24 protein-coding genes and 1 tRNA gene are annotated in these 19,393 nt (G+C 63.6%); 20 read left to right on the top strand and 5 right to left on the bottom strand.

The annotated features are described in order from the left end of the window. Positions 1 to 114 precede the first annotated feature (114 nt). From GXY47_13410 to GXY47_13335, 16 genes are all read left to right on the top strand, one after another. The gene (locus GXY47_13410; GenBank protein ID NLV32141.1) at positions 115 to 423 is read left to right on the top strand and encodes a type II toxin-antitoxin system RelE/ParE family toxin; all 309 of its coding nucleotides are present in this window, start codon (positions 115 to 117) and stop codon (positions 421 to 423) included. After that, positions 420 to 707 carry a HigA family addiction module antidote protein gene (locus GXY47_13405; protein NLV32140.1) on the top strand — a complete coding sequence of 96 codons (288 nt, stop codon included), beginning with the start codon at positions 420 to 422 and terminating at the stop codon, positions 705 to 707. The genes GXY47_13410 and GXY47_13405 overlap by 4 nt, the downstream gene beginning before the upstream one ends. A 157-nt stretch (positions 708 to 864) precedes the next feature. Beyond that, positions 865 to 1,191: a hypothetical protein gene (locus GXY47_13400; GenBank protein ID NLV32139.1), complete on the top strand. Its 327-nt coding sequence runs from the start codon at positions 865 to 867 to the stop codon at positions 1,189 to 1,191. Between the two features lie 230 nt (positions 1,192 to 1,421). Further along, positions 1,422 to 2,648 carry a tyrosine-type recombinase/integrase gene (locus GXY47_13395; protein ID NLV32138.1) on the top strand — a complete coding sequence of 409 codons (1,227 nt, stop codon included), beginning with the start codon at positions 1,422 to 1,424 and terminating at the stop codon, positions 2,646 to 2,648. Next, on the top strand, positions 2,648 to 3,301 hold the full coding sequence (locus GXY47_13390) for a hypothetical protein (protein ID NLV32137.1): 654 nt from the start codon (positions 2,648 to 2,650) through the stop codon (positions 3,299 to 3,301). Before GXY47_13395 ends, GXY47_13390 begins: the two co-directional genes overlap by 1 nt. 45 nt (positions 3,302 to 3,346) lie before the next feature. Beyond that, complete coding sequence (locus GXY47_13385) at positions 3,347 to 3,589, top strand: AlpA family phage regulatory protein (GenBank protein NLV32136.1); 243 nt, start codon at positions 3,347 to 3,349, stop codon at positions 3,587 to 3,589. A 3-nt stretch (positions 3,590 to 3,592) separates the two neighbouring features. Next, positions 3,593 to 3,961 (top strand): hypothetical protein, encoded by a 369-nt coding sequence (locus tag GXY47_13380; GenBank protein ID NLV32135.1) that lies wholly within the window; start codon positions 3,593 to 3,595, stop codon positions 3,959 to 3,961. Further along, positions 3,949 to 6,087: a DUF3854 domain-containing protein gene (locus GXY47_13375; GenBank protein NLV32134.1), complete on the top strand. Its 2,139-nt coding sequence runs from the start codon at positions 3,949 to 3,951 to the stop codon at positions 6,085 to 6,087. The genes GXY47_13380 and GXY47_13375 overlap by 13 nt, the downstream gene beginning before the upstream one ends. A gap of 289 nt (positions 6,088 to 6,376) precedes the next feature. Beyond that, on the top strand, positions 6,377 to 6,712 hold the full coding sequence (locus GXY47_13370) for a P27 family phage terminase small subunit (protein NLV32133.1): 336 nt from the start codon (positions 6,377 to 6,379) through the stop codon (positions 6,710 to 6,712). Positions 6,713 to 6,809: 97 nt separating this feature from the next. Continuing rightward, positions 6,810 to 7,109, top strand: a complete 300-nt coding sequence (locus GXY47_13365; protein NLV32132.1) for a hypothetical protein — start codon at positions 6,810 to 6,812, stop codon at positions 7,107 to 7,109. Between the two features lie 411 nt (positions 7,110 to 7,520). Then, positions 7,521 to 8,108 (top strand): hypothetical protein, encoded by a 588-nt coding sequence (locus tag GXY47_13360; protein ID NLV32131.1) that lies wholly within the window; start codon positions 7,521 to 7,523, stop codon positions 8,106 to 8,108. A 98-nt stretch (positions 8,109 to 8,206) separates the two neighbouring features. After that, entirely contained in the window at positions 8,207 to 8,368 is a 162-nt protein-coding gene (locus GXY47_13355; protein NLV32130.1) for a hypothetical protein, read from the top strand. 53 nt (positions 8,369 to 8,421) lie between these two features. After that, positions 8,422 to 11,007, top strand: a complete 2,586-nt coding sequence (locus GXY47_13350; GenBank protein ID NLV32129.1) for a hypothetical protein — start codon at positions 8,422 to 8,424, stop codon at positions 11,005 to 11,007. 64 nt (positions 11,008 to 11,071) lie between these two features. Further along, a complete protein-coding gene (locus tag GXY47_13345; protein NLV32128.1) occupies positions 11,072 to 11,218 on the top strand; it encodes a toxin-antitoxin system HicB family antitoxin in 147 nt (48 codons plus the stop codon). A gap of 75 nt (positions 11,219 to 11,293) precedes the next feature. Then, entirely contained in the window at positions 11,294 to 11,530 is a 237-nt protein-coding gene (locus tag GXY47_13340; protein ID NLV32127.1) for a hypothetical protein, read from the top strand. Between the two features lie 45 nt (positions 11,531 to 11,575). Next, entirely contained in the window at positions 11,576 to 11,776 is a 201-nt protein-coding gene (locus GXY47_13335; protein ID NLV32126.1) for a helix-turn-helix domain-containing protein, read from the top strand. 144 nt (positions 11,777 to 11,920) lie between these two features. On the opposite strand, the gene GXY47_13330 is transcribed toward GXY47_13335, so the two are convergent. Together GXY47_13330 and tdh are read right to left on the bottom strand one after the other, a co-directional pair. Beyond that, positions 11,921 to 11,995, bottom strand: a tRNA-Asn gene (locus GXY47_13330). A gap of 93 nt (positions 11,996 to 12,088) precedes the next feature. Then, the gene (gene tdh / locus GXY47_13325; protein ID NLV32125.1) at positions 12,089 to 13,114 is read right to left on the bottom strand and encodes an L-threonine 3-dehydrogenase; all 1,026 of its coding nucleotides are present in this window, start codon (positions 13,112 to 13,114) and stop codon (positions 12,089 to 12,091) included. Between the two features lie 240 nt (positions 13,115 to 13,354). On the opposite strand from tdh, the gene panB reads away from it, so the two are divergent. The 4 genes from panB to GXY47_13305 are packed head-to-tail and all read left to right on the top strand — an operon-like array spanning position 13,355 to position 16,808. Beyond that, positions 13,355 to 14,275: a 3-methyl-2-oxobutanoate hydroxymethyltransferase gene (panB, locus tag GXY47_13320; protein ID NLV32124.1), complete on the top strand. Its 921-nt coding sequence runs from the start codon at positions 13,355 to 13,357 to the stop codon at positions 14,273 to 14,275. Between the two features lie 24 nt (positions 14,276 to 14,299). Continuing rightward, complete coding sequence (locus GXY47_13315; GenBank protein ID NLV32123.1) at positions 14,300 to 15,193, top strand: ketopantoate reductase family protein; 894 nt, start codon at positions 14,300 to 14,302, stop codon at positions 15,191 to 15,193. After that, on the top strand, positions 15,184 to 16,029 hold the full coding sequence (locus tag GXY47_13310; GenBank protein NLV32122.1) for a pantoate--beta-alanine ligase: 846 nt from the start codon (positions 15,184 to 15,186) through the stop codon (positions 16,027 to 16,029). The genes GXY47_13315 and GXY47_13310 overlap by 10 nt, the downstream gene beginning before the upstream one ends. Before the next feature lie 2 nt (positions 16,030 to 16,031). Beyond that, positions 16,032 to 16,808: a type III pantothenate kinase gene (locus GXY47_13305; GenBank protein NLV32121.1), complete on the top strand. Its 777-nt coding sequence runs from the start codon at positions 16,032 to 16,034 to the stop codon at positions 16,806 to 16,808. Between the two features lies 1 nt (position 16,809). Here GXY47_13305 and GXY47_13300 read toward each other — a convergent pair whose 3' ends face one another. The 3 genes from GXY47_13300 to GXY47_13290 all read right to left on the bottom strand — a co-directional run bounded on the left by GXY47_13300 (position 16,810) and on the right by GXY47_13290 (position 19,265). Continuing rightward, positions 16,810 to 17,502, bottom strand: coding sequence for a lipid-binding SYLF domain-containing protein (locus GXY47_13300; GenBank protein NLV32120.1), 693 nt, complete (start codon positions 17,500 to 17,502; stop codon positions 16,810 to 16,812). 123 nt (positions 17,503 to 17,625) lie between these two features. After that, a complete protein-coding gene (locus tag GXY47_13295) occupies positions 17,626 to 18,630 on the bottom strand; it encodes a radical SAM protein (GenBank protein ID NLV32119.1) in 1,005 nt (334 codons plus the stop codon). Positions 18,631 to 18,785: 155 nt separating this feature from the next. After that, entirely contained in the window at positions 18,786 to 19,265 is a 480-nt protein-coding gene (locus tag GXY47_13290; protein NLV32118.1) for an SRPBCC domain-containing protein, read from the bottom strand. Positions 19,266 to 19,393 lie beyond the last annotated feature (128 nt).

Here is a 19,393-nt window from a genome sequence, read left to right as displayed (position 1 = left end):
AAGCCCGAAACCGCTCCCGCATTCATGGACAGGGTCCGTCAAACCGAACCTGCTCCAAAGTGTGCACGCTATCCGTGATTTCCGGTATACTGGATTCCTGACCTGGGAGGCGCCGTGATTGTCTCTTTCGGCGGCCGCGCCACCGAGGATTTGTACCATGGTCGACCTGCGAGCCGCGTACGCCGATTCCCTCAGGACATTGTCGAGCCGGCCCTGGTCAAGCTGGATATGCTCAACGGCGCCGCCGCCGCAAAGGACCTGGGATCACCGCCCGGAAACCGGCTCGAAAGGCTCCGAGGTGAACTGAAGGGGTGTTATTCGATCCGCGTGAACGAGCGGTGGCGGATCGTGTTTCGCTGGGATGACAACGGTACCGCAGAGGTCCGGTTGATGGACTATCACAGGCAGGAGGCATTGCCATGATTCCGGAAAATCGCATACCCACTCACCCGGGTGAGATCCTGCAGCGGGAGTTCCTTGCGCCGCTCGGCGTCTCGCAGGTGGCGTTTGCATCGCATCTCGGCGTGCCGGTGCAGCGTATCAATGAACTCGTGCGTGGCAAGCGGGGGGTCACCCCGGAGACGGCATGGATGCTGTCCGAGGCGCTCCATACGACGCCCGAGTTCTGGGCTAATCTGCAGTCGGCCTACGACATCGCCCGCAACCGCCCGGCGGTGCGGGTGGCGCGGCTGACCGCCATCGCCTGACCGGGGGGCCAGTCACCGGTGGCCCCAACCCCGGATCCCCCTCCGCATTCACGGGACGGCCCGGCAGCACCGGGTCTGGTCCCTTGACATGCAAACGGGAAGCCCCTAATACTTTCTCCACCAGATCGGATCCAACCAGATAACGGAGACAACAGCCATGGCGGAAGAAAAGGGACTCAACAAACCGGTGACACTGAAAGCGGAGTTGGCCGCATTCCTGGGCGTTGCCTCGCTTCCTCGCACCGAGATCACCAAAAGGTTGTGGGATTACATCAAGGAAAACGGGCTGCAGACGAAAACGGTGAACGGCAAGCCGGAAAATGCCGGCAAATTCATCGTGGCGGACGCCAACCTGATCAAAATATTCAAAAACACCCGGACTACCGGGAAGAACGGAAAAGTGACCGATCTGACCGGCCTGGAAGCGGGGCAGACGATCGACATGATGCAGATGGCGTCCGTTGTCAGCGCCAATATCGAATAGCCCGGGATTTGCAGGGGGTCTTGGGTCTAAGTCTTAATGGGTGGTGTAATTAAAGGAAGGTACTGGCTCCTCAGGTAGGCGTTTTTATAGCGTCTAAGGAAAACAAGCAACGTAAACAAAACCCAGTATTCATAACCATTTGTAGATTTTCATTGTCAAAGGAAAAGGAAGGGAATATAGTGGCATCAAAATAATTTCGTTGGGTAAATCGTGGGGTAGGAAAGGCTCCTATGAAAGGAATCGAACCTGGGAAACACCCCGACAAGGCGTTATCGGCCGCCGAAATCCGGGGACTTTCGAAGCCCGGAATGTACGCTGACGGCGGCTGTTTATTCCTGGTGGTCGAACCGAGCGGAGGGAAGCACTGGATCCTCCGGACCACCGTCAAGGGCAAGCGCCGGGATATCGGACTGGGAGGCCTGTCCTATGTCTCGCTCAAAGACGCGCGCGAGGAGGCGGCGCGACTTCGAAAGATCGCCAGGGCCGGCGGCGATCCGGTCGAACAGCGGCGGCGGGAGCGAATGACGGTCCCCACTCTCGAGGAGGCGGCCCGGGAATTTCACGCGGTCAATTCCAAGGGCTTCGATCGACGCCACGCAAACCGATGGATCACCACCCTTGAAACGTATGCCTTCCCGGCGATCGGCGCCCTGGCCGTGGATAGTGTCACCTCCGGCGATGTCCTGAAGGTCCTTACCCCGATATGGCTCGAGATCCCCGAAAGCGCCAAGCGCATCAAACAGCGCCTCCGGGCCGTCTTCAGTTACTCCAAGGCGCGGGGGTGGATGTCCGGCGACAATCCGGCGGAGGATGTCACAAAGGTTCTGCCCAAGCAAGTAAGCGGGGCGGATCACCACCCGGCCCTGCCTTACCAGGAGGTGCCCGGATTTATCCTGGCAATGCGCGCAGCGGACGCGGCGCTGTCCGTGAAGCTGGCGTTTGAATTCCTGATCCTCACAGCGATGAGGACCTCCGAGGTCCTGCTCGCGCGCTGGGATCAGATCAACCTGGAGGCGAGGACCTGGACCGTTCCGGCCGAGCAAATGAAGGGCAAGGCAACAGAACGGAGGATCCCCCACCGGGTACCGCTGGCCCCGCGCTGTCTCGAAATACTCCAGGAGGCACGGGAGCTGGGGGAAGGGGACTACGTTTTCCCGGGCCGCACCTATGGCCGCCCCTGTTCGAATATGATTTTCCTGCAATGTCTCAAGCGCATGGGAAGGTCTGAAATCACGGCGCACGGCTTCCGTTCATCGTTCCGGGATTGGGCGGAAGAGCGAAACCGATATGCGCACAACGTGATTGAGAAATGCCTCGCCCACCGACTGCAATCCAAGGTGGAGGAGAGCTATCAGCGTAGCGATCTTCTCGATCTGCGCCGCCCCCTGATGGAAGCCTGGGCGGCCTTCGCCACGGCAAAGCCGGCTGAAAAAGTAGTGAAAATGAGGGGAGCATAATGGCCAGGCCGCAAGCGAAATGGGGCGCAAGGTCCGGATATTGGATCCCGGAATTTTCGCTCGATGAAGCGACCCGGAAGCAGATTAACGAGAATTTGCTTAAAAAACCGACGGCTGATTTTTATAATGCGCTGGAGTTTGTCACCGCGCGGTTTATCGCATGGAGCCGATATGCCGGCACTGCGATCCCCTCCATCGGGAACATAAGGGGCGCACTATCCGAGCTCGAGGTGAGAACCCGGGAGCTCATGGAGAGGATCGAGCGCCTCGATCCTCTGACCGGTTCGATGATTGGCCAGGTGGCCGCGCTACAGGGGGAGAACCCGGCAATAATCCGTGACAGCCCGGATGCGCTGCGCGAGTTGTGGGCCGCAATTCGAAGGGCACAGTACGCGATATCCGGCAAATGCCCAAAGGGCCGCCGCGCCGACCCAAAAGGGCAATACGTCCTCCAGGTGTTCGAGATATTCAATGAGCACGGATGCGATCCAAAGGCCACCCGTGATGGATCATTCGAAAACTGCATCCTTATCCTGCTCGCCGCCGCCGGAGAAATGGTATCAGGTGACAGCGCCCACAAACTCACCCTAACGGCGGCAAAGGCCTACAGGGTAAACAAAGGTACAAAAAAGGCCCCTTTGATTACCTTGTAGGCAGTATCCGGAAATCGTTATACCTCAGCGCATGGAGGTATAGCGATGCGAGAAAGCACTCAAAACAAAACACGGAAGGCAACAAGCGGATATCCCCGGCGGCTGGCAACGGCAGGGATCCCCGCGCAGGGATTCGTGCGCTTGCCGCAGATCCTGGCCGTCCTCCCGATCTGCGGCGCGACCTGGTGGAATATGGTTCGAGACGGCCGCGCGCCGAAGCCTGTTAAGCTGGGACCGCGTATCACCGCCTGGCGTGCGTCCGAGATTCGCGCACTGATCGGCGAGTAGGCTATGCTGCCCCACCCGTCAACGAATATTCGGATCCCCGACGGCCAGCCGGCGCCCTGGCGCTGCCCGAAATGCGGCGCCGTGGTCTATGGTCCGCGCGATCATCACGCGATGCTTTGCCCTCTTTACCGGGCCGAAAAACAGGATGGCATCTACAAGGCACAGGCGAAGGAGCGGATGCGGGAAGGGGGCGGGGATCATTGCTCCGATGAGTACAAAAAAGCGGGTCAGCAAATCGTTGCAGACCCGCTTTCCAAGGGCAAGCCCCATGGAGGTGCCGCGCCCGGAAGACCGAAAGAAACACTTCTCCAACACGCTGGAGAAGTGATTTCCAAGGGCAAGCCCCATGGAGGTGCCGCATGGCAAGCCTGAATGATGGCGACCTCCAAGCCCTGGGCGCGCGATGGATCCCGCCCGAGCTGGCGGAGGCGGCCGGAATCTACCGGGTGGAATCGGCCGACGGCGCGGCCATCATCGGCCGGAAGGGATCCGGCGATTACGCGGGGCTGGCGATCCCCTACACCTGGCCAGGCGCCGGCACCCGGGAAACCCAGCTGCGATTGGATCACCCGGAGCTTGAGATAAAGCGGGACGGCACCACAAAGCCGAAGGCAAAGTATCTTCTCCCGCCGGGCCGGAGCAATATTCTCTATGTTCCGGACATGGCCACGGCTGGCAACCTGGATGATTCCCAGCTGCCGATCATCATCACCGAGGGGGCCTTCAAGGTTCTGGCGCTCTGGCGCATGGCCACCAGCGACCAGGAGACCCCGAGGTATCTTCCCCTGGGCCTTACGGGCGTGTGGTCGTGGCGCGGGACCGTTGGCAAGCAGGCCGGAGCTGACGGCAGCCGCCAGGCGGTAAAGGGCCCGATCCCCGACCTGGCCCGGATCACCTGGCAGGGCCGCCGCGCATATATCCTGTTCGATTCTGACGCCGCGCGAAATAAATCCGTCCAGGCGGCCGCCCGGGGCCTGGCAGGCGAACTGAAATCCCGGGGAGCGGAGGTCTACCTGGTGGACCTTCCCGACCTTGCCGACCTGGAAAAGACCGGAGCCGATGACTACCTGGCGCACCCTGACGGCGGCCCGGAGCGCCTCCTCGAGCGCATATCCGCCGCCCGAGAATATGAGCCCGACCTCCTGCGGTATGGAATGCACGACGTAGGCAATTCCGAGCGCCTCCTGGCGCACCTCAAGCAGGAGATCCGATACTGCTACCCCGCCCGAAAATGGCTCTATTACGCCGGCACGCACTGGGAATGGGATACCTCCGGGTATCTGCGCCGGCGCGCAAAGCTGGTGATGACCGAGTATCACCGCCAGGCGCTGATCGCGCACAATGAGGCGCACGAGACCTTCAGCCGCCGGAGCTTGGATTCCAAGCGGATCGAGAATGCGCTCTCGCTGGCGCAATGCGAGCTCCCGATTGAAATGGACGAACTGGACCGCGATCCCTACAGCCTGAACGTGCTCAATGGAACAGTGGACTGCCGGAGCGGCGCGCTCCGGCCGCACCTCCCGGAGGATTACATCACCCGCGTGATTCCCTTCCGCTACGACCCCCAGGCGAAGTGCGCGGCCTTCCTGGTGGCGCTCTATCGCATGATGGGCCTCGAGCAATCCGAGGAGCGATCCACCCGGCTTGTGCACTTCATGCAAACGGCGCTGGGATATTCCCTGGTGGGCGTCACCAGCGAGAAGGTGGTGTTCCTTTGCCATGGCGCCGGCGACAACGGCAAAACGACGTTATTGGAGCTGATCCGGGAGATCATCGGCCCCTACAGCGCCTCGATCTCTACTGAAAGCCTCATGAGCAAAAACTTATCAAACAATGAGCTGGCCGACCTGGCCAACTTGCGCGGCGCCCGGTTTGTGCGGAGCTCCGAGACGGAGCAGGGGCAACGCCTGAATGAGGCCCGGCTGAAGCGCATCACCCAGGGGATGGGAATTATCCGGGCCTGCAAAAAATATGAGGACTGGTTCGAGTTTCCCGAATCGCACACGCTCTGGATCGACGCGAACCACCGCCCGGTTGTACGCGGCCAGGATCCGGCGATCTGGAACCGGCTGGCCCTGATCCCTTTCGAGGTCACCATCCCAAAAGCAGAGCAGGACCCCAACCTCCGACAGAAGCTCCTGGCCGAGGCGGAGGGCGTCCTGGCATGGATGATCCAGGGCGCCGTGCGATGGTGCGCTGAGGGGCTGCACAGGCCGGAGGAGGTAACGTCTGCGGTTGATGCCTGGCGCACTGATTCGGATCCCCTGGCCGACTACCTCGCCGAGTGCTGCGAGCTCGATCCTACAGCCTGGGTTTCAAGCGGCGCACTCTGGGATTCCTATGCTGCATGGGCGGAGCACAGCGGTATTGACCCTCTTACCCGAACGGTCTTTGGACTCCGAATAACGGGCCTTGGATGTCACCCCGGACGGAGAAAGGTTCATGGCTCCGCGATCCGCTCCATGGAAGGAATCCGGATCCGAGGAGGTGAACGGTGAACGCGGGTGAACAGCAATTTACCAAAACTTTTCTCATATGCGCATATATAAATACTTTTCCAATATTCACGTTCACCCCCGTTCACCGTTCACCTCTACCACCCCGTGCCCCCTTGTCACTACCGTGCGAGTCTATGCCTGCTCTCAGCATTATCTATAGTCCTCTATCTTATAGATATATAAAGAGATATAGGGTTATAGGTAAGGGGTGGGGGGGTAGTCAAATCTCCGAGTCGATTTACCAGAGACCGGGCGCGCGCCTTCGCGTGAACGAAATGGAGTTCTCCGGATGAAAAATTCTGAAAAGACGCCAAAACCCCCTCAGAACTTGTCACTTTCCGCGCGAAAGGCTTGGAAAACCCTAATTCTCGAATACCAGATCGAGGATGCGGCCGGCCTTCGGCTGCTTGGCGAGTTCTGCCATGCCCTCGACCGCGCCGAGGAGGCCCGGGCAAAAATCAGAGATGAGGGGACAACCTTCAAAGACCGATTTGGTCAGCTCCGCGAGAACCCGAGCGTTGCGGTCGAGAGAGGCAGCGTGCAGACCATGTTGGCGTGCTTGAAAAGTCTGAATTTAGACCTTGAACCGCTCCAGCCCCGTCCGGGGCGCCCCCCTGGAAAGTGAGGATCGTCTCATGCCGACAAAACGCATACGCCGCACCCGGAATTTCCGGCTATCTGCCACCTGGGCTCTTGAGACCCTGTGCCCCGTCCTGGATACCTTGACGCTACACTCTGGACTTCTCCACGATCCTGCGCCGCCCGCGCGAGTCCGGATCCGGACGCTCGAGGACGCCCGGGCCGCCTGGGAGGCGAACCGCCACCTGTTCATGCGGCTGTGCGAGTGTCACAAGGTGCGCGGCCGCTGCGAAGAACACGCCCTCCGCCACCAGGCCGGCCGCCGGCCCTGGGCATTCTGGGTTTTCGACCAGGGCCTGGATGGTTTCCCCGACGCCCAGGTCGCGGAGCTCGAGCGGCTGGGATTATTGACCGACGAGGAGCGGGAGCTGCTCGAGGACTGACCGCGGCCCGGCGGCTCCGGGCAGAAACAGTGAGGTAATAATGGAAAGATCGTCCACCGAATACAACGTTAACGTCTTGCAGCGGCAGCTGTCTACCGTCAGGTCCGACAGCGCGAACCTCAGCTCGGCCATTTCCGCAAAATTCCGACTGATGGAGCACCGTATTGTGGCCCTTGAGCAGCGCCTCCAAGCGCTGGAAACCAAGCCCGGTTTGTGGGACCGCGTTATCGCGGCTGTCTCCCCGACACACCAAGCCGGGCAGCCCGACGCGCCCGCAGCGCCACAACCCGCACACCCGACGCCGGCCAAAGTGGCGGCCGCGCCGCAACCCGACAGGCAGCCCGCTCTGTGTACGCACACCACGTACCCCGCGGGAGCGGATGCAATCCAAATTTTCGAGAAAGGCAGCATATGAATATCAGGGACCCTGAGTTGAGCGGATTCGATTCGCTCGATTTTTACAATAGGTGGGGCCGATGGCCAGAGAAAGGCGAGGCCCTTACAGCCGTGCCCTGGGAGCACCGCGCCGACCTGGCGAAAATCCGAAGGGCGCCGGTCGGATGCCTCTATGGATACGTCGCCACCTGGCACACCGCAGCTCTGGACCGCGAGATCCAGATTGCACCGTGCGCCTTTTCGGCGTGGCTCGAGCGAGACGTTGACTGTGCGGTGCTTTTGGACCACGACTCCGAGCAGTTAATCGGCCGCAAATCCGACGGCGCTTTGTTTCTGGCTGAGGATCGACGCGGCCTGTATTTCGAGTACCGGCTGCCCGATTCTAGCCGCGGCGACCGAATTAAGCGCGCTTTTGAGCTCAACCGCGTGCTCGGCGTCTCTTTTCGTCCGATTGTCCGCCAAAAGGACTTTTCTGCCGGCATAGAGACCTACCGACGTCTGGACCTGGCGGAGATTTCGATTCTGACCTCCGATCGCTCCGGCGCGAGCCCCGGCGCGTGGGCACGATTCAACGCGGGGCACAAAGGCGCCGTCTATCTCTGATTTTGACCGCCCGCGCCCGAGGCGGACACAAATATCGGCGGTTCTGCGATCACCGCGAGGCCCGGCGCGGGAGAAAAATACCGGGCAATGGGGGAGTCATGGACGACAAAAGGTTTGCTGACTTAGAGAAACAGGTGCTCCAGATTGCAGCAGTTCAGGTGGCCGTGATTATTGCGATCGAGGCGATAAAAAAGGACCTGGAGGGGCTGCGGAAAATGATCGCCGCGGCCCCTGCTGATGCGGAAACAGTTGTTCACTGAAATTTTGTCCATACTATCCGGGGCACGAGTCGGGACTCGAGTGAGGCAAAGATATGGCAATCTCAAGACTATTCGTCGAAATTGGGAAGGACGTCGACCGGATGAACCAGTCGATGCGCGAGAGCATGAAGGCGGCCGAGGAGGCAGGAATCAAGGTGACGGCCTCCGGGCAGCGGATGCTGAGCGCTTTCGATCGGGCGCTGAATCCCACGAAGGAGTTGGGGGAGCAGATCCAGCTGCTGGAAAAGGCCGGGAAGTCATCGTCCGAAATCTGGAAGGTGTACGAGGACCGCGTGAAGCAGGCGTCCGAGGCCCAGCAGAAAATGGGCAGCGCTATCGACCCGACGGTCCAGCGGCTGATGGAGCAGAATAAACAAGTCGCCGGAGGAATGCGCGATTTCGAGAACCTTGGCAAGTCCATTCAGGAGTTTGCCGGGAATCCGATGGCCGCGGCGAAGGCAGGACTGGCCTCGATATTGGAGGGCCTGGGCCCTGTGGCTATCGGGATGGGAGCCGTGGCCGCGGCTGCTGGTTTGGCCGGCAAGGCGCTGTTCGATATGGGCGCCGATATGGCCAACCAGGCCGAGGCGCTCTACAACCTGTCAATATCTACCGGGCTGACCACCCAGACGATTCAGGCCCTCGGGCAGATCAGCAAGGAGGCGGGCCTCGAAGGGATCGACCTGGCAGGAACAATAGGGGAGCTCAACAAGCAGCTCGGAAGCCGGGAGGGGGGCCACTTCACCCGCTCTCTCGTGGCGAACAACATCGCCCTGATCGATGCGAATGGAAACGCTAGGGATGCTGTAGCCCTGCTCGATGAGTTGCGGGGGAAGTTCGCTGGCATCGTCGATCCGATCGAGCGGGCCCAGGCCATGAACGCCGCATTGGGCGGCGAGCTGCGCACCCTGATTCCACTTCTCATGTCCAGCAATGATAGCCTGGCGGAGCAGATCAAAATCATGGAGTCGAGCGGACCGGTATGGGATGAGATTACCCAGCAGAAGCTGATGCAGTTCGACGAGGCGCTGGATAAAGTCGACAGGGCCTGGGCTAGATGGGTGACAAACAAAAAAGTAGGGATCGGAGAAACACTCAGTTATATGGCGAAGCTCGGCGAAGCGGCCAATAACAACCCTTTCTTTAAATTCATCATTGAAGGCAGCAAGGATTACACCCTTTGGGATGCACCCGGACTTAGAGCCCCAGAGGATGAGCAGGGTGCGTGGCAATACCTGCAACGTGATAAAAACTTCCAGAATGTGGTGAGTCCTCCGACTCCCCCATTGGATCGGAAGCAATATGATCCGGCGGAACAGGCGAGGGCAATATTCGTCGAGCAGCAACGGCTGATCGCCCAGAACGCGGACAATCTAGAATTGCGGATGAGGATCACGGAGGCACAGAAGACGTTCGATAACCTCATCCAGAAGGGGACCAACGAGCAGCTGGCGGCCCAGGCGCAAGTGCTCCGCGGTCTGAACGAGCAGCTGAAAGTAGTCAATGAATTGTCAAAGTCGCAGGATAAACAGGCAGCCCAGGCAAAGGAAATGATGGATCTCTTCAATGAGTCCTACTGGGGCAGCTTCGGAGGCGTCAACAGTCTCCCCCAGCCTTTCGACCTCAACCCCCAGGAAACCTCCCGCCGCCTAGGCGCCCAGAACCTGAACTCATTCAACGCCGAACTGCAAAACGCTCTCGACAAATACCAGGAGCTCTCCATAAGCACCGAACAGTTCCGGGCATCCTGGGATGCAATCGGGAAGGCGACCATCGAGGCGACCGAGATCGACGCCGCAATATTGGGAGAAGCCGAGGATCGCATCACGCAGATGATGGAACGATCCATGGATTTCACGACGACGGCCCAGGAAGAACAGCTGGAGACGATCCGCCAATACTATGCGGAGATCGAGGAGCTCAGGGAGAGGGACCTGATCAGCGAGGAGGAATACTCCGCCGCCAAGAAACGCATCGCCGCTGAGGAAGCGAGCGTCAAGCTGGCGAACGCGAAGACCTTCTTCGGAAATCTGGCGGAAATCCAGAGCTCTCATATCAGGGTGATCGCCGCCATCGGCAAGGCAGCCGCCATCGCCGAGGCTACCATTAACACCTACGTCGGCGCGACCAAGGCGCTGGCGCAGGGCGGAATCTGGGGTGCCCTCAATATGGCAGCCGTGATGGCGGCAGGGTTCGCCCAGGTGGCCGCGATCAGCTCCCAGGGGTTCAAGGAGGGCGGCTTCACCGGTTTCGGTTCCCCGGATGAGGTGGCGGGGTTCGTCCACGGCCAGGAATTCGTCATGGACGCCGATGTGACGCGGCGCTACCGCCCCCTCCTCGAGGCGCTCAACGCCGGCCAGGTCCCGGAGGAGAGGCAGATTGGCAGCAGCGGGACATTCGACCTGGGGGAGATGTCCCGCCCGCCGCTGCAGGTCAGTGTCTACAATTACGGCACCTCAAAGACCTTCGATATCGAGATGGCGGACGCGGCGACGATGCGGATTATTGCCCGGGACGAAGCGCTCAGCGTGCTGACCCAGCGGGGCCCGGAGGTGATCGCCGCCGACCTGGCCTACGCCAACAGCCGAACATCCAAAGCGATCTCCCGGCATACTACCGCACGGAGGGGGGATAGATGACCTGGGCGTGATACTGGGCGAAAATATTGTTGACACCTAGGCGCCTAGGTATATACTGCCATGCATGGAAAAGAAAAAGTCGTTCAACCTGAGGGTGGAGCCCGAATTGATTTCGGCCATGAAGATTCAGGCTATAAAGGAGAATCGGACGATAACCGAAATCGCAGCGGAGCTCTTCCGCGAATACCTCAGGAAGGCAAAGAAAAAATAAACTGCAAGGAGCGGAACCGGATCGGGCGCCAACCCGGGCCGGTTCCTGACCCTGCATTCCTGATTGGAGGAACGCATGGCTGGACGTAAGAATACCATTTCGCGCACTGCCCCACAAAACGCGGGAATCACGATCACAACCGAACAATACGAGACCATCCTCGCGCTGACTATGGTCTTCAATGACTTGGCCGAAATGGACGCCGAGCATTTCCCCAAAGCGCTCCTGGAGATGGTAGCGCAACAGGGCAGCGACCTGATCGAGGAGCTCGACGAGATCGGGTCCGCCGCCCCGGAAGGGGGTGATGAATGAGCAATATCTGGCTCGCTTCTGAGTGGCTTCCCGGGAGGTCCGACCGTGAATGATATGCCTGAGATCCCGAACAAGCGGTTTTTCCGACCCGATGAGGTCGCCCGGTATCTGGAATACGTCTCCAAGCGGATGGTGTATCGCTGGTGCCAGGAGGAAAAGATTCGATTTATTCGATATGGGCGGAGGACCGTCATACCCCGGGAGGAGCTGCTCCGCATCATGAAAGAGGGCGTAAACCTTGAGTAGGGGGGACAGACGACCGCTGAACCAGGGCCCGGGAAACCGGGCCTTTTTTGTGGTTCACGGCTTTGGAATCGTGGGGTAGATCGTTGGGTGCCAGATTTTTGGATTTTGTAAGTTGTTGTGTTTATTGGCTTTGCGGGGGTGTTCTGGCTCCTCAGGTAGGACTCGAACCTACAACCCTTCGGTTAACAGCCGAATGCTCTACCATTGAGCTACTGAGGAGCAAAATGGCACGGGCAATAAACTAGCAATAACCCCGGGCGAAGTCAATGGAACATGTGGGCGCCGGGCGAAATTATCGCCGCCGGGCGAAAATTATCGCCAGTGGAGGAGGACCTTCCCCGAGCGGCCGGTGCGCATCGCTTCGAACCCCCGCTCGAACTCCGCGGCGGGGAAGCGGTGGGTGATCACCGGCCGGATGTCCAGGCCGCTTTCGAGCATGACCGTCATCTTGTACCAGGTCTCGTACATCTCGCGGCCGTAGATGCCGCGGATGGTGAGCATGTTGAAGATGACGGTGTTCCAGTCGATCTCGATCGGCTCCGAGGGGATGCCGAGCAGGGCGATCTTGCCGCCGTGGCACATGTTGGCGATCATGGAGCGGAAGGCCTCCGGGTTGCCCGACATCTCGAGCCCCACGTCGAACCCCTCGCGCATCCCCAGGCGGCGCTGCGTCTCCTCCAGGGTTGCCGTGCGGATGTCGAGCGCCTCGGTCACCCCCAGCCGGCGCGCCAGCTCCAGGCGGTACTCGTTCAGGTCGGTGATCACGACGTAGCGGGCGCCCGCGTGGCGCGCCACGGCCGCGGCCATGATCCCGATCGGGCCGGCCCCGGTGACGAGCACGTCCTCACCCAGCACGTTGAAAGCCAGCGCCGTGTGCACCGCGTTGCCGAACGGGTCGAAGATGGCGGCCACGTCGCGGTCGACGGTGTCCTGGTGGTGCCAGACGTTGGTCATCGGGACGGAGATGTACTCGGCGAAGGCGCCGGGGCGGTTGACGCCGATGCCGCAGGTGGCCTTGCACAGGTGCCGCCGCCCGGCGAGGCAGTTGCGGCAGCGGCCGCAGACCACGTGCCCCTCGGCGCTGACCATGTCCCCGGGGCGGAAGTCGGAGACGTTGGAGCCGACCTCGACCACGTCCCCCACGAACTCGTGCCCCACGACCAGGGGCACGGGGATGGTGCGCCGGGCCCAGGCGTCCCACTCGTAGACGTGCAGGTCGGTGCCGCAGATGCCGGTGCGGTCGACCCGGATCAGCACGTCGTTGATCCCGATCTCGGGTTCGGGCACGTCCAGGAGCCACAACCCCGGCCGCGCTTCCTTCTTCACCAGTGCTTTCATGGCTCCCCCCCTTGCCCGCGGATCCTCGGATACGGCGGTATGCCCTGATTCTACTCCAGCGGCGGCCCGCCCGACACATCTTTCGCGGGGCGGGGGAAAGGGGGTTCGGCCTTCTCAAACCCCGTCCGGTCGCCTATGATATGGGGTGCCGCCTGGATCCGGGACGGACCGGGACGGCGCTGCCTGTCCGCTCCTGGTTGCGGCATATACAGGCATCTTACTCGGAAGGAGAAGATAGCCATGGCCTCAAGCGATTCCGCATCCGCGGTAAAGAAAGTCACCACCCTCACGCTGCAATCCAAGAAAGCGCGGCGGGAGCCGATCACCTTCCTGACCGGTTACGATTACTCCACCGCGGTGGCGCTCGACCGCTCGGGCATCGACGGCATCCTGGTCGGGGACTCGCTCGGGATGGTGGTCCTGGGATACGACAACACCCTGCCGGTGACCCTCGAGGACATGATCCACCACTGCCGCGCGGTCGCCCGCGGCGCGCGCCGGGCGCAGCTGGTGGCCGACCTCCCCTTCATGACCTACCAGGGCTCCCCGATGGAGGCGCTGCGCAACGCGGGCAGCCTGATGAAAAAGGGGAGGATGGACGCGGTCAAGCTCGAGGGGGGGCGCGAGCGGGCGGCCGCCGTCAAGGCCATCGTCTCGGCCGGGATCCCCGTCATGGGCCACCTCGGCCTCACCCCTCAGAGCGTGCACCAGCTGGGGGGGTGGCGGGTGCAGGGGAAAACGGCCGCCGCGGCCCGGCGCCTGATCGAGGACGCCCTGATCCTGGAGGACGCCGGCTGCTACGCGGTGGTGCTCGAGGCGGTCCCCGCGGAACTCGCGGGGCTCGTCACCCGGCGGCTGGCGATCCCCACGATCGGTATCGGCGCGGGCGCCGCCTGCGACGGCCAGGTGCTGGTGGTGCACGACCTGCTCGGACTCTTCGACCGCTTCACGCCCGGTTTCGTCAAGAGGTACGCCGATCTTTTCTCCGAGATGCAGCGGGCCTTCACGGAATATATCGGGGACGTGAAGGAGCGCCGGTTCCCGGCGCCGGAGCATTCCCACACGATGGACCCCCAGGAATTCCGCGACCTGGTGCGGGAGATCGAGATGCTGGAATCGGAGACGGGACCGGACGGCGGCGCGCCCGGCCGGTTTCACTGACGCGGCCGCGGTCGAGGAGCCGGGATGCATGTCACCATATTCGGCACCGGGGCGCTCGGATGCCTCTTCGGCGCCAGGCTGGCCCCGGTGGCCGAGGTCACCCTGGTAGGGAGCTGGACGGAAGCGCTCGATGCCATCGGCCGGCGGGGCATCCTCCTCGAGGAGGGCGCCGGCAGCCGCAGCGTCCGGGTCGGCACGGCCCGGCTCGGGGAGGGAACGCCGGCGGCCGATCTCGTGCTCGTGCTGGTGAAGTCGTGGCGGACCGGAACGATCGCCCCCCACCTCGGCCCCGCGCTCGGGGAGGGGGGGGTGGCCCTCACGCTGCAGAACGGGCTGGGGAACCTGGAGCGGCTCGGCCCGGGAGCCTTCGGCGGCAGCACCACGGAGGGGGCCGCGCTCCTGGGGCCCGGACACGTGCGGGCGGCCGGCGGCGGGCCCACGGTCGTGGCGGCGCCGGGATGGGTGGCGCGGCTCCTCGGGCGGGCGGGGTTCGATGCGCGCGCGTGCGACCCGGGCGAGGTCGAGGCGCTGCTGTGGGCAAAGCTCACGGCCAGTTGCGGCATCAACGCGCTCACGGCGCTGCTGGGGGTGCCGAACGGGGAACTGCTGGCGCGGCCCGCGGCCCTGGAGCTGGTGGCCCGCGCGGCGCGCGAATGCGCCCGGGTAGCCGAAGCCGCCGGCATCCGGCTGCCGTTCGAGGACGCGGCGGAGGAGGCGCGGGCGGTGGCCGCGCGCACCGCTTCGAACCGGTCCTCGATGCTCCAGGACCTCGAGCGCGGCGCGCCGACGGAGTGCGACGCGATCCAGGGGGCGGTGGCGGCCGAAGGGGCGCGCCGCGGGGTGCCGGCCCCCGTCAACGGGCTGCTCTGGCTCCTGGTGCGGGCCGCGACCGAAGGGAAGGGGAATCGATGCGCGTGACGGAAAGCCTGGAGGAGCTGAGGGACTCCCGCCGGTCGCTGCGGGGGAGCTTCGGCCTGGTCCCGACGATGGGGGCGCTGCACGAGGGGCACGCGTCGCTCGTCCGGCGGGCGCGGGAGGAGTGCGACGCCGTGGGGGTGAGCATCTTCGTCAACCCGGCCCAGTTCGGCCCCGGGGAGGACCTCGCCGCCTACCCGCGCCCCATCGGCCGGGACCTCGAATTGCTCGAGGGGCTGGGGGCCGACCTGGTCTGGACCCCGGCGGCCGCGAGCCTCTACGGGCCGGGCTACCAGACCTGGGTGACGGTCGAGGAGATCACGCGCCCGCTCGAGGGCGGGTGCCGCCCCGGACATTTCCGGGGGGTGGCCACGGTCGTGGCCAAGCTCCTCAACGCCTTCACCCCCGACCGGGCCTATTTCGGCCAGAAGGACGCGCAGCAGGTGGCCGTCATCCGGCGCATGGTGCGCGACCTCGATTTTGCCATCGAAGTCGTCGTCTGCCCCACGGTCCGGGAACCGGACGGGCTGGCGCTGAGCAGCCGCAACGCCTACCTCGGCGCCGCAGAGCGGCGGGCGGCGGCGGTGCTCTACCGGGCGCTTGCCGCCGCCCGCGCCCGGTACGACGCGGGGGAGAGGGCGGGGGAGGCGCTGCGCGCGGCGATGCGGGAGGAGCTCCGCTCCGAGCCGCTCGCGCGGGAGGAATACGTCTCCGTCGCCGACCCGGAGACGCTTCTCGAACTCGACCGGGTGGAGGGCGGGGGGCTCCTGTCTCTGGCCGTGCGGATCGGCCGGACGCGCCTGATCGACAACCTGACGCTCGAGCGGCGCGGGAGGTAGCCATGTTTCTTGCGGTGGATATCGGGAACACCAGCATCACCCTGGGGCTTTTCCAGGCCGAAACGCTGGGCGCGCGCTGGCGCCTGGCTTCCGACAACGAACGCACCTCGGACGAGTACGGCCTCCTCGTGGCGCAGCTGCTCGAGCGCGCGGGGGTCTCCGCGGGCGGGGTGGCGCGGATCGCGATCGCGTCGGTGGTGCCGCCGCTGACGGGGACCTTCCTGCGCGCCTGCCGTGACTACCTGCACGCCGAGCCCCTGGTCGTGGACGCCGGGACGCGGACGGGGATCCCGCTGCGCTACGAGGACCCCAAGCAGGTGGGGGCCGACCGGGTGGTCAACGCCGTGGCCGTCCGCCGGATCTACCGGGGCGCGGCCTGCATCGTCGATTTCGGCACGGCGACCATTTTCGACGCCCTCTCGGCCGAGGGGGAATACCTGGGGGGCGCCATCGCCCCGGGGATCGGCATCGCGTCCGACGCCCTCTTCCGGAGGGCGGCCAAGCTCCCCAGGGTGGAGATCACGCGCCCTCCCTCCGCCATCGGCCGCAACACCGTCCACTCCCTGCAGTCCGGGCTCCTCTTCGGTTACGTGGGGCTGGTGGAGGGGATGGTCGCGCGCTTCCGCGCCGAACTGGGGGCGGGCATGAAGACCTTCGGCACCGGGGCGCTGGTGGAGACCATCGCCAGGGAAACGAGCGTGATCGATATCGTGGAGCCCTGGCTGGCCCTGGAGGGCCTGCGGATCCTCTACGACCTGAACCGCGCCTCGAGGGGCTGAATCAGCGGGCGGCCTTGGGAGGGCTCATGCGGTTGAGCTCGTCCAGAAAGATTTCCGCGTCGCGGGGGACCGGGTCGGTCCGGTACAGGAGCAGGCTGCGCGGCTTCATCTCCCGCCCGTACAGGACGTGGTTGGCGTCCCGGTCGGGGCGCACGGCGCTCCCCTTGATCGTCAGGCCCCCGAACAGCCCGCGCGAACGGGCGTAGGCGAGGATCTCGGCCGACATCCAGGCATCGGTTTCCGCCGAGGCGGTGCGCCCCACGGGACCGGCGGAGACGCTGACGTCGGCCCCCAGGGTGAACTTGCTGTCGAGCAGGCTCGCCATCCCCGAAAGGTTCATGATCACCAGCACCAGGTCCACGCTCTGGGCGCCCAGCTGCAGCCCGAAGCTCCCCCCCTTCAGCGAAAACATGCTGGGGGCGCTCCAGGGGCCGGCGCCGTTGTCGAGGCGGCAGGACATGAGCCCCTTGCCGTAGGCGGCGCCGAAGATGAAGCCCCCCTTTTTCAGCCCCGGAATGACGGCGACGCACGCGCTCCTGTCGAGCAGGTCCTGGGGGATCCCGTTGTCGGGGGCCGCGGAGATCTCCCGGAGCACGATGGCCCCGCGCACCACGCGGTCGTGGACTTCGGTCGCGGCGTCGAGCGGCGGGACGCAGAACAATCCGGCGAGGGCGAACAGCACGATTCTTTTCACGGCGCCTCCTTCATGGGTGTACCGGAAAGGGTAGCACACGCGCGCGGCGGATCGAAGGGGGACAAAAAAGGCGCGGAATCCACCCCCTCGGGGGATGGACGTCCGCGCCCGGTTTTCCGGTGTCTACGCCCGGGACTTGAAGGAGAAAAACTCCGACACGTTCTCCCTGAGGAGCTGCGGGAACGACTTGTCCAGGTAGGAGCGGATCGAGACGTAGCACTCGTCGCAGGTGTTGTTGCGGGTGAACTCCCGGACCATGCGCGCCTGTTCGTGGAGGGCGTAGCGCTGAAACTGCATCGAGCAGGGCTGCAGCCAACCGTCGCTCGTGACGACGAGCCAGCGGAGCCCCGCCTTGCACGAGGGCATGCCGCCGCGGTGGAAGTATTCGCTCGTGGCGTCGAGGGTCGACTCGTTGTTCGTGATCCAGTGGGAGGCGTCCATGCGCTCCTTGATTTTCCTGAGGCCCCGGTCCAGGACCGCCAGCTGGTCGGCCGAGGTGAGGAAATGGTCGCGGCACCCGGTGCGGCGCGGGGAGTAGGCGCTGTAGTTGACGTTGACGCCCCACTCGGCCACCCGGTCGGCGATCGCCTGGAGCTCGCCGACGTTGGCGGCGGTGATGCAGTTGTTCATGACGATGTCGTCGAAACCGTGGGCCGCCGCCCTGGGGACGACCTCCGCGAGGTGGCGGTACAGCCCCGGCAGCCCGCGGAACTCGTCGTGACGCTCGTCGGGGAAGTCGAGGCTGACGCAGAATTCGTCCACTCCCACGCGGCGCAGGCCCAGGTAGCGCTCCTCGGTCATGTGGGACCAGTTGGAGACGAGGATGATGTAGGGAAGGCCCGAATCGGACTTGATGTTGCGGACCACGTCCTCGAGGTCCTCCCGCATGAGCGGTTCCCCTCCGGAGATCTGCACCACGCAGGGGCGGAGCACCTTCATGTATTTACGGTATTCGGCGGGCTGGAGATCCCGCGACATGTCCCGGGGGCCTCCGTGATCGCAGTGCTTGCAGTAGCAGGTGCATGCGTCCGTCACTTCGAAGGACACCACGATCGGCCGCTGCGCCATCCAGTTCAGTGATCCCCTCCCGATGATGCGCAACGACTCCCCCAAAGGGACTTTTCGCATAATTTATGCCTCCGGATATATGGGCCGACCCAATCAACCCGATATCCTAGCAGAAGCGCCCGGCAGATTGCAAGCGCCTGTGGCCTTGGAATTTACCCGTTCGGAAAAGATGCGTGCACGCCCGTTTTCCGGCCCCGGGGGCCCGGGGCCGGGGGTCAGGAGCGGGCGTCCGCGCCCTTTTTCGCCGTACGCTCCCGGTTTTCGCAGAAATCCTTCAGCTCCAGCAGCACCGAATTCCATCCGTCGGTCAGGAACTCCAGCGTCTCCTCGTCGGTGGGCGCGTCGTCGCGGTCGGTCATGACCAGTTCCGTCATTCCCGACTTGGACCGGATCTCGTAGCTCAGGGTGTGGCGCGACGGGGGATCGGCCCCCTGCCCGTCGTCGATCCAGGCGAGGTCCATCGCCCGCCCCGGCTGGAGGCGGGTGATGACGGCGCGCCCCCTGCGCCGGTCTTTCCCGTGGTGCCACTCGGCGAGCAGCTCCCCGCCCTCGCGGGGGTCGCACGACGCTTTGTCGCAGAACCAGTGAGCCAGCAGGCCCGGTTCGGTCAGGGCCCGGTAGACGGTTTCGGCCGAAGCCTGGATCCATACCTTTTTCGTAATCCCGTTTCCGGGAGCCCCCTCTCTGCGCGTCACTGGCATTCCCTTCTGTGGCGGCCCGGATCACGCGGGATCCGGGCCGGGATTCCGGTCCGACCACGGGCAAAATTTCACAATACCCGATGCGCCTTCCGCGCACAAGCCCGGCGCGGTTTTGCGCCCGG

It is taken from the genome of Acidobacteriota bacterium, assembly GCA_012729555.1.
Taxonomy (GTDB): Bacteria; Acidobacteriota; UBA6911; order UBA6911; family UBA6911; genus UBA6911.
The sequence above is the reverse complement of the archived record's forward strand: the minus strand, read 5'-3'. Positions and strand labels throughout refer to the sequence as shown.

What these genes read in the sequence shown, in the direction of transcription:
- GXY47_13395 (NLV32138.1), top strand. Translation starts at nt 1,422, where the DNA reads ATGAAAGGAATCGAACCTGGGAAACACCCCGACAAGGCGTTATCGGCC.
- GXY47_13355 (NLV32130.1), top strand. Translation starts at nt 8,207, where the DNA reads ATGGACGACAAAAGGTTTGCTGACTTAGAGAAACAGGTGCTCCAGATT.
- GXY47_13370 (NLV32133.1), top strand. Translation starts at nt 6,377, where the DNA reads ATGAAAAATTCTGAAAAGACGCCAAAACCCCCTCAGAACTTGTCACTT.
- GXY47_13310 (NLV32122.1), top strand. Translation starts at nt 15,184, where the DNA reads ATGCGCGTGACGGAAAGCCTGGAGGAGCTGAGGGACTCCCGCCGGTCG.
- tdh (NLV32125.1), bottom strand. Translation starts at nt 13,114, where the DNA reads ATGAAAGCACTGGTGAAGAAGGAAGCGCGGCCGGGGTTGTGGCTCCTG.
- GXY47_13350 (NLV32129.1), top strand. Translation starts at nt 8,422, where the DNA reads ATGGCAATCTCAAGACTATTCGTCGAAATTGGGAAGGACGTCGACCGG.
- GXY47_13315 (NLV32123.1), top strand. Translation starts at nt 14,300, where the DNA reads ATGCATGTCACCATATTCGGCACCGGGGCGCTCGGATGCCTCTTCGGC.
- GXY47_13390 (NLV32137.1), top strand. Translation starts at nt 2,648, where the DNA reads ATGGCCAGGCCGCAAGCGAAATGGGGCGCAAGGTCCGGATATTGGATC.
- GXY47_13345 (NLV32128.1), top strand. Translation starts at nt 11,072, where the DNA reads ATGGAAAAGAAAAAGTCGTTCAACCTGAGGGTGGAGCCCGAATTGATT.
- panB (NLV32124.1), top strand. Translation starts at nt 13,355, where the DNA reads ATGGCCTCAAGCGATTCCGCATCCGCGGTAAAGAAAGTCACCACCCTC.
- GXY47_13375 (NLV32134.1), top strand. Translation starts at nt 3,949, where the DNA reads ATGGCAAGCCTGAATGATGGCGACCTCCAAGCCCTGGGCGCGCGATGG.
- GXY47_13400 (NLV32139.1), top strand. Translation starts at nt 865, where the DNA reads ATGGCGGAAGAAAAGGGACTCAACAAACCGGTGACACTGAAAGCGGAG.
- GXY47_13405 (NLV32140.1), top strand. Translation starts at nt 420, where the DNA reads ATGATTCCGGAAAATCGCATACCCACTCACCCGGGTGAGATCCTGCAG.
- GXY47_13380 (NLV32135.1), top strand. Translation starts at nt 3,593, where the DNA reads ATGCTGCCCCACCCGTCAACGAATATTCGGATCCCCGACGGCCAGCCG.
- GXY47_13295 (NLV32119.1), bottom strand. Translation starts at nt 18,630, where the DNA reads ATGCGAAAAGTCCCTTTGGGGGAGTCGTTGCGCATCATCGGGAGGGGA.
- GXY47_13385 (NLV32136.1), top strand. Translation starts at nt 3,347, where the DNA reads ATGCGAGAAAGCACTCAAAACAAAACACGGAAGGCAACAAGCGGATAT.
- GXY47_13340 (NLV32127.1), top strand. Translation starts at nt 11,294, where the DNA reads ATGGCTGGACGTAAGAATACCATTTCGCGCACTGCCCCACAAAACGCG.
- GXY47_13360 (NLV32131.1), top strand. Translation starts at nt 7,521, where the DNA reads ATGAATATCAGGGACCCTGAGTTGAGCGGATTCGATTCGCTCGATTTT.
- GXY47_13305 (NLV32121.1), top strand. Translation starts at nt 16,032, where the DNA reads ATGTTTCTTGCGGTGGATATCGGGAACACCAGCATCACCCTGGGGCTT.